This is a genomic window from Actinomadura sp. KC345, assembly GCF_004348515.1.
GTDB lineage: Bacteria > Actinomycetota > Actinomycetes > Streptosporangiales > Streptosporangiaceae > Spirillospora.
The window spans coordinates 1-8,039 of record NZ_SMKH01000332.1 but is presented as its reverse complement, the minus strand read 5'-3'; the positions used below and the strand labels follow the sequence as shown (position 1 = coordinate 8,039).

The window sequence follows — 8,039 nt, the reverse complement described above, 5'->3', positions numbered from 1 at the left end:
GTCCAGCGGGGCGGCCGTGCGGTCGCGGAGTCCTTCGCGTGGGGGCGGCGCGAGGACGGCCGCGCGGTATCGGCGGCGGCTCGCACCGCGGAGGGTGGGTCGGGGCATCGCGGGACTCCGGCGTTGATCACTGTGGGTCACTCATGGTGGGACAGTGAGTCAAGAGTCCTGTGCGGTGACTGGCCCTGTCGACGGATTTGTTGCGATAAGTCAGCTGGCAGAGGAGCTTTGATCTACCTCGGATGAAGATTATCCTCCGGTTGACCCGGATATAGCCTTTATGTAGGCCCGAAATTGCGACCTGCGTGCGATCGTCGACCCTACCGGGAGTGCGCACGGCCCTGAGAGAGGCCGAGGCGGCTCCACAACCCCTGGTCCGGTGGTGAATTGAAAGGGACGCGGCACGAGGAGTTCCGCTCGTACGTGGCGGAACGCCGGGCCGTGCTGCTGCGTGCCGCGACCCAGCTGACCAGCGACCGCGTCGAGGCCGAGGATCTCCTCCAGGCCGCCCTCGCCAAGACCTACCTGGCGTGGGACCGCATCCAGGACCGCGCCGCCGTCGACGGCTACGTCCGCCGCGCCATGGTCAACACGCAGATCTCCTGGTGGCGGCGCCGGAGACTGGACGTCTACCCGACCGACCAGCTTCCCGACCGGCCCGCCGTCGACGACCACACGCGCCGCACCGACATGCGCGACGCCCTCGGCCGCGCGCTCCGCCGCCTCCCCGAGCGGCAACGCCTCACCGTCATGCTCCGCTATTACGAGGACATGTCCGAAAGAGAGATCGCCGACCTCCTCGGCGTGAGCGTCGGCACGGTCAAGTCCACCGTCTCCCGCGCCATGACCAAACTCCGCGAAGACGACGGCCTCCACTGAGCCGCGTCATGTGACGAGGGGTCGTCAGCGTGGCATAACACTGCAAGAATCCGGTTCAGGAATCGCTGCGAGCTGGAAGGGCTTCCTATGTGGAGCACCATGCAGGATTTTCCGCTGACGATTACGACGATCATGCGCTACGGGGCGGACGTCTTCGGGGATGCCGAGGTGTCCACGTGGACGGGAGACGGGGCCCGGCGCCGGACCTATGCCGAGGTCGGTGAGCGCGCCGCACGGCTTGCCGGGGCGCTGCGGGGCCTCGGTGTGGACGGCGACCAGCGCGTCGCCACGTTCATGTGGAACAACACCGAGCATCTGGAGGCGTACCTGGCGATCCCGTCGATGGGCGCCGTCCTGCACACGCTCAATCTGCGGCTCTTCCCCGACCAGCTCGTCTACATCGCCAACCACGCCGAGGACCAGGTCGTCATCGTCGACGGCTCGCTGATTCCGCTGCTCGCCCCGGTGCTGCCGCAGCTCACGACGGTCCGGCACGTGATCGTCGTCGGGGCGGGCGACACGGCGCCGCTGGACGCCGCGGGCAAGGAGCTGCACGACTACGAGGAGCTGCTCGCCGCGGCGCCCGCCACGTTCGCGTGGCCCGAGATCGACGAACGGTCCGCCGCCGCGATGTGCTACACCAGCGGCACGACCGGGAATCCCAAGGGCGTCGTGTACTCGCACCGGTCGGCCTACCTGCACTCGATGGCGACGTGCACCGGCAACGCGATCGGGCTGAGCGCATCCGACGTCGTCCTCCCGGTGGTGCCGATGTTCCACGCCAACGCGTGGGGGCTGCCCTACGCGGCGATCATGGCGGGCGCGGCGCTCGTCATGCCGGACCGGTTCATGCAGGCCGAGCCGCTGGTCCGGCTCCTCGAGACCGAGCGTCCGACGGTCGCGGGGGCGGTGCCCACGATCTGGGCGGACGTCCTGCGCCACACGAAGGAGCACGGGTCCGATCTCAGTTCGCTGCGGCTCGTGCCGTGCGGCGGGTCGGCCGTTCCGGCGGCGCTGATGCGCGGCTTCGACGAGATCGGCGTCCGGATCGTCCAGGCGTGGGGGATGACGGAGACCTCCCCGGTCGCGTCGGTGGCGCACCCGCCGGCCAAGGCCGCCGGGGAGGACGCGTGGAAGGCCAGGATCAGCCAGGGGCGCGTCCTCGCCGGGCTGGAGATGCGCGTCGTCGGTGACGGCGACGTCGTGCTGCCCAACGACGGGGAGGCCGTCGGCGAGGTCGAGATCCGCGGGCCGTGGATCACCGGTTCGTACCATCTCGACGAGGACCCCGCGAAGTTCCACGACGGCTGGCTGCGCACGGGCGACGTCGGGACGCTGTCGTCCGACGGGTTCCTGACGCTCACCGACCGGGCGAAGGACGTCATCAAGTCGGGCGGCGAGTGGATCTCGTCGGTGGAGCTGGAGAACCACCTGATGGCGCACCCGGACATCGTCGAGGCGGCCGTGGTCGGCGTCCCCGACGACCGGTGGCAGGAGCGGCCGCTCGCGTCGGTCGTGGTCCGTGACGGGGCCTCGGTGACGGCGGCGGAGCTGAGGGAGTTCCTGGCCGGGCGGATCGCGAAATGGCAGCTTCCCGAGCGGTGGGCGTTCATCGCCGAGGTCCCCAAGACGAGCGTCGGCAAGTTCGACAAGAAGGTGCTGCGGCGCCGCTACGCGGACGGTGAGCTGGAGGTTCGGCGCGAAGGCTGACCGGCGGGGCCGAGGGGCGGCCCCGGGAGCGGATGGCCCGAGGCCGGATCGGGCCGCTGACTCGATTCTGACGCCGAGTCATTGGTAGCGTGATCACGGAGAGAAGCGGCATCTCACCCCGGCGTCACCTTAATGGTGATTTCGGCAGACCATGTGGTGCGGATGGGGTTCGCGGGTGTATGCAAGGTGGGCTGATTGTCCGGACGATTCCCATGGGGACGGACACCTCATGCCGCTGCCGGGAGCGTGAATGCCCAGGTTGTCCCCCACGTTGCACTCAGCCGACCGAGCGCTGGTCAAAGGGCTGAACGAAGGCGACGAGACGGCTTTCGCCGCACTTTACGACGAGTACGGTGAGCGCCTTTATGATTACACACTGTCAATGTCGGGGGACGAGAAAGTCGCCGCCGACATCGTCCACGACACGTTCATCGACGCAGGCCGCCGCGCTCCGCGGATGCGCGACCACCTGCACCTGAGTTCCTGGCTGTACGGGGCCGCGCGCCGCCGCTGCATCCGGCGCGGCAGAGCGAAGATCCTGTTCTGGGACCGGAACGACGAGTTCTCCGACATCCCCTTCCTGGACCGCGCCGAGCCGGAGGGCCCCGCCCCGGACTGGCCGCCGTCGGACGAGCTCCACGGCCTGTTCCGCGCCGCGCTCGCCAAGCTGGAGCCCGTCGAGCAGGAGGTGCTGCTCCTGGCGTTCCGGCACGGGCTGCGTCCCGCGAGGCTCGGGGCGACGCTCGGCCTGTCCGCGCGCCGGTCCGCCCTGCGCGTCCGCGACGGGCGGGCCGAGATCGAGGCCGCGCTCCAGCGGGAGGTCCAGCGCGCCAACCGGGCCTGCGCCGCCGGTACCGCCGACTCCGCGGAGGAGCCGCGTCCGGTCGCCGCCTGCCGGACCCGGGCCCGGCAGGACGAGGCGGACGCGCCGCCCGCGCCGCGGGAATCCGGCTCGCCGGGCACCGCTCGCGCGTCGCTGGGCAAGCGGCTCCTCGGAGTCCTGCACCGGCGTCCGGAGGCTCCCCCGGCCGATCCCGTCGTCGAAAGGCACGTCGCCGGCTGCCCCAGCTGCCGCCGCCGCGGCCGCGTGACCGCCGCCGCGCTGTTCAGGCGGGCGCCCGCCCCCGTGCTGCCCGCGGCGCTGCGCCACCGCGTCATGCACACCGCCACGGACCCGGAACTGGCCGGCTACCGGGCCGACATCGCCGCGCGCGGCGGCGCGCTCACGCCGTCCGGCCTGCCGAGCCAGCCGGACGTGCCCTCGCCGTTCACCCGCCGGTGGCTGTTCACCGGGGGAGGCATGGCGGGCGCGCTGGCCGCCGCGCTGGTCGCCGTGTTCGTCATGGGCCCCGGCATCGCCGGCGACTCGCTGTCGTGGCCGCCGTTCCGCACGGAGCCGCAGCCGTCCATCACCGAGCACGCGCCGCCGAACGGCTCGCGCCCCGACACGCAGCCGTCGCGGGAGCCCGAGTCGGGCGGGCCCGGCGGCCGCCCGGCGCAGCCGCCCGTCAGGCCCCAGACGGACGAGAGGACGCCGGAGGAGTCCGCGGACCCGACGCGGCCTGCGCCGCCTCCGGAGTCCAACCAGCCTCCGGGGCCCGGTGACCTCGTCGTCAACCCCGCCAAGGTCGAGCTGTACGGCACCAAGACCGGCCAGGTCAGCCTCGCGGCCGAGAGCGGCCCCGTGACGTGGACGGCGATGTCGTCGACCAGCCAGCTGGTCCTGTCGGAGATGCAGGGCGGCATGCCCGAGGACGGCAAGGCCACCGTGACGGTCAACCTGCGCACGTTCCTCATCGGCCTGCCGGGCCAGGGCACGCTCACCTTCACCGACTCCGAGGGCGCGCAGAAACAGGTGACGGTCGTCTGGGGCGCCTCGCTCCTGTGACGGCTCAGCCGGGGCTCTCGCCGAGGTGGTCCCGCACCATTTCGAGGTGCTCGCCAAGGGCCTCCTGGACGCGGGTCTCCATCGCCCGCGCGATGAACGGCTCGACGACCATCTTCACCAGCGGCCGCATCCGGCGTACCACGGCCGCGACCTCGGTGACCTTCTCGCCGTCCGGGACGGTCTGCTCCTCCAGGCCGTCGAACACGTGCTCCTGGACGAGGTTCACGAACCGGCCCGCGATCACGTCGCAGTCGTCCCGGATCTGCTCGGCGATGTCGAGCACCGATGCGAGCGGGATCCCGGCGGCCACCAGTTCGGCGCCCACGTGCAGCAGCCGCGGGCTCGGCACCCGGTACGCGTCGCCCTCCGGCTCGATCAGGCCGAGCGCGATCGTCCGGTCGCGCATCGCGTCGAACTCGTCCTCGTCCAGCCCGGTGCCGAAGATCCCGACCAGCTCGTCGTAGGTGGCGGTGCCGGGGATCTCGTCCGACCACGGGTCGGTGAGCACCTTCTCCAGGCCGAGGACCTCCCCGACGTCCTTGCCGGTCTCCCACGCCGTCAGCAGGTCCCTGATGATCGCGAACGTGTAGCCGCGTCCGAGCAGCTTGCCGATCAGCCGGAGCCGGGCCAGGTGCGAGTCGTCGTACAGCCCCACCCGGCCTTCGAGCCGGGGCGGCGGCAGCAGCCCCCGGTCCTGGTAGGCGCGGATGTTGCGCACGGTGCTCTCGCCCAGCCGCGCCAGCTCGTCGATTCGGTACTCGGCCATCCCCCGCCCACCGGACTCGTGTGCCTTGACCGCCGTGATCTTACTCCGGCACTATTGTTACATCGGTCAATGACACATAGAGGCTGGCCTCATGGCGGACCAGGACGACATCGAGGAGATGCTCCTCGGCGGCCCCCTGCGTTACACGCGCAAAGAGGTCGAGGCCCGGTCGGGCGTCCCCGACGACTACGCGCGCCGCATCTGGCAGGCGCTCGGCTTCCCCGCGCCCCCGGACGACGAGGTCGCCTTCACCGACGGGGACGTCGCCGCGCTCCGCGAGATCAAGGAGCTGCTCGGCACCGAGCTGGTCGACGAGGACATGGTCCTCCAGCTCGCCCGCGCGGTCGGCCAGACGATGGGCCGCCTCGCCAGCTGGCTCGGCGACGTCTGGCTGCAGCGCATCGGCGAACTCCCCCAGGACGAGCCCGCCGCGACCGACCGCGTCACCGGCGCCCTCGCCGCGACCGAGGAGCTGCGTCCCGCGTTCGAGCGCCTCCTGCTGCACGGGTGGCGGCGCCAGCTCACCGCCGCCGGGATGCGCGCCGCCGCCACGACGGCGACCGCGCAGTCCGACCCCGCCGCCGGCCTCGCCCACCTCGCGGTCGGGTTCGCCGACGTCGTCTCGTTCACCCGGCTGAGCCGCCATCTGGACGGCGACGCCCTCGCCGCGTTCATCGAACGGTTCGAGGTCACCACCGCCGAGGTGATCGCCGAGCTGGGTGGACGCGTCATCAAGACGCTCGGGGACGAGGTCCTCTTCGTGGGGTCCGAGCCCAGCGCCGTCGCCGAAATCGGGCTCCGCATCGCGGAACGTTTCAACGAAGATCCCGACTTCCCCAAGGTCCGTGTCGGCCTCGCCTATGGTGAGGTCATCCAGCGGCTGGGCGATGTGTTCGGTACCCCGATCAACCTCGCCGCCCGCCTGACCTCGACCGCCCATCCCGGAACGGTCCTCGTCGACGGCGGTCTCGCCGGGGTCCTTCCTTCCGGCGACTACGACATCACCGCTCTCCGCCCCCGCCCGCTGCAGGGCTTGGGCCGCGTCCGCCCGTTTCTGCTACGCCGCCTTGGACGCCGCACTTAGTACAGGGCTTCGAGGACGCGTCCGTCCTCGGGGTCGGTGAGGACACGGTCGTTCCGGCGAGCCGGGCGTCCAGCGAGCGGCGGTCACGGTCGATGCGCCGCAGGACGTCGGTGACCCCCCACGCGAAGCGGCAGTGCTCCCCGTGCGGGGAGCACTGCCTGGGCGACCGGGGCGCTCTCAGTGCCCGCCGACGCCCGAGCCGATCGCGTCGATCCGGTTCTGCCGGGCGTCCGCCGGAAGGAGGTAGCCGTCCCGCAGGTTGTGGACGTCCGCCTTCACGACGGCCGCGACATAACGGCCGTGGGACGGGTAGAGCGAGTCGAGTCGAGCCTCGTCGAACGGCACATGGGTGCCGAACAGGAAGCAGAACGTCTCCCCGGAGTTGTCACCCGTGTTGAGGGCCGTGGGGGCCTCCACCTGGGAGAGCCGGATACCGCCCTTGGCCAGTCCGAGCGAGTCGCGCACCTTGGTGCCGTCCGGATTGAGGCGCAGCGGTGGTGCTGACGGCGGTGGCGTGCCCGCCTTCGTCCACCGCACCAGATGGGCGTACGCCGTGGCGATGACGTGGTGCAGGGGGACGCGGCTGAACGCGGGCCGGTCGCACCGGTAGGTGGGCGCCTCACCGAGGTCGCGGTTCAGGATCGGGCGCCGGTAGTCCTGCCCGTGCCAGCCCGAGTGCGCGGTACCCGCCACCTCCCAGCGGCGGAACGTCTCGGTGTCCGGCGGCCGGGCGGACGAGCGGACGTCCGTCTCCGAAAGCACCTGGAAGACCGGTTCGGGGCCTCGTCGGGCCGGGGCGGGGCCGACGATGAACGCGTATCCGTCGAAGACCTTCTCGCTCTGGAGCAGAACGGCGTCGTAATAGGCGGTCATCCTGGACGCCGACTGCGAGGCGCCGGCACCGATCACCGTGTCCGCCTTGAGCCCGCCGAGCGGGGCCGAGGGACCGCGTTCGCGCAGGGTCTCGGCCACCTGGGCGAATATGTCGTAGGACAGTTCGTCGTCGGTGAACCGTCCACCGCCCGTGACGTCCAGATCGCCGTATCGAGCCGGACTCCACTCGACCAGATGCTCCACGCCGACCCGCTGCGCGGAGATGCCCGCCCAGACGTTCCCGTCCCGGGTGATCTGGTCGGTGCTCCACAGGGCGTCGAGGTCGTATCCGGCCGTGACGTTCTGCCATTCCGCGATGGCCGTCCCGTTGAACCGGCTCGGCCTGGTCGGTTTCCGCACGATGACGCGGGTCTTGTACGGGACACCGGTCGCGAGACGCTCTCCGGTGGCACTGTACGCACTGGCTTCACCGGAGACGAAGAATTCCCGTTCCACGTATCCGCGTGAGGCCAGGTCGACGTTCGTCGCCATCCACGGATAGGTGTCCTCGACATTCGGCGACGACGGATCTCCAGGAGGCGCACCGGGTATCGGCCCCTGGACGACGGTGCCGGGTGCGGTCCCGGCCTGGGCGGTGCCCGGCGCGGCGGCGAGCCCGACGGCGACCAGGGCCGCGACCAGCAGCCGGGTGACTGGCAAGTTCCTCACTTCGTTCCCTCCACGGGCCGGCGAGTGACGGAGTCGATTCATGATCTCCGCCTTGGCCGGGTTCCGCATCGGCAGAATCGCCGGCCACCTCGTCGGTGGGCCCGGTCAGAGGGGATGCCGGACGGGGGCGAGGCGGTGGGCGAGGAGGCGGCCGAAGGTCAGGGCGGGGG

Annotated in this window: 6 protein-coding genes; 4 read left to right on the top strand and 2 right to left on the bottom strand. The window is 71.2% G+C overall.

Annotated features, from left to right (window positions below; genetic code table 11):
• Positions 1-387 precede the first annotated feature (387 nt).
• The 3 genes from E1281_RS34215 to E1281_RS34205 all read left to right on the top strand — a co-directional run bounded on the left by E1281_RS34215 (position 388) and on the right by E1281_RS34205 (position 4,477).
• On the top strand, positions 388-879 hold the full coding sequence (locus tag E1281_RS34215) for a SigE family RNA polymerase sigma factor (protein WP_131883858.1): 492 nt from the start codon (positions 388-390) through the stop codon (positions 877-879).
• A 99-nt stretch (positions 880-978) separates the two neighbouring features.
• Positions 979-2,589, top strand: a complete 1,611-nt coding sequence (locus tag E1281_RS34210) for a long-chain fatty acid--CoA ligase (protein ID WP_243717696.1) — start codon at positions 979-981, stop codon at positions 2,587-2,589.
• Positions 2,590-2,839: 250 nt separating this feature from the next.
• Positions 2,840-4,477 (top strand): sigma-70 family RNA polymerase sigma factor, encoded by a 1,638-nt coding sequence (locus tag E1281_RS34205; protein ID WP_131883856.1) that lies wholly within the window; start codon positions 2,840-2,842, stop codon positions 4,475-4,477.
• Between the two features lie 4 nt (positions 4,478-4,481).
• Here E1281_RS34205 and E1281_RS34200 read toward each other — a convergent pair whose 3' ends face one another.
• Complete coding sequence (locus tag E1281_RS34200; RefSeq protein ID WP_131883855.1) at positions 4,482-5,243, bottom strand: MerR family transcriptional regulator; 762 nt, start codon at positions 5,241-5,243, stop codon at positions 4,482-4,484.
• Positions 5,244-5,334: 91 nt separating this feature from the next.
• Between E1281_RS34200 and E1281_RS34195 the strand changes: the two genes are divergently transcribed.
• On the top strand, positions 5,335-6,327 hold the full coding sequence (locus E1281_RS34195) for an adenylate/guanylate cyclase domain-containing protein (RefSeq protein ID WP_131883854.1): 993 nt from the start codon (positions 5,335-5,337) through the stop codon (positions 6,325-6,327).
• A 177-nt stretch (positions 6,328-6,504) separates the two neighbouring features.
• On the opposite strand, the gene E1281_RS34190 is transcribed toward E1281_RS34195, so the two are convergent.
• Complete coding sequence (locus tag E1281_RS34190) at positions 6,505-7,869, bottom strand: alpha/beta hydrolase domain-containing protein (RefSeq protein WP_243717694.1); 1,365 nt, start codon at positions 7,867-7,869, stop codon at positions 6,505-6,507.
• Positions 7,870-8,039 lie beyond the last annotated feature (170 nt).

What these genes read in the sequence shown, in the direction of transcription:
- E1281_RS34210 (WP_243717696.1), top strand. Translation starts at nt 979, where the DNA reads ATGCAGGATTTTCCGCTGACGATTACGACGATCATGCGCTACGGGGCG.
- E1281_RS34200 (WP_131883855.1), bottom strand. Translation starts at nt 5,243, where the DNA reads ATGGCCGAGTACCGAATCGACGAGCTGGCGCGGCTGGGCGAGAGCACC.
- E1281_RS34195 (WP_131883854.1), top strand. Translation starts at nt 5,335, where the DNA reads ATGGCGGACCAGGACGACATCGAGGAGATGCTCCTCGGCGGCCCCCTG.
- E1281_RS34205 (WP_131883856.1), top strand. Translation starts at nt 2,840, where the DNA reads ATGCCCAGGTTGTCCCCCACGTTGCACTCAGCCGACCGAGCGCTGGTC.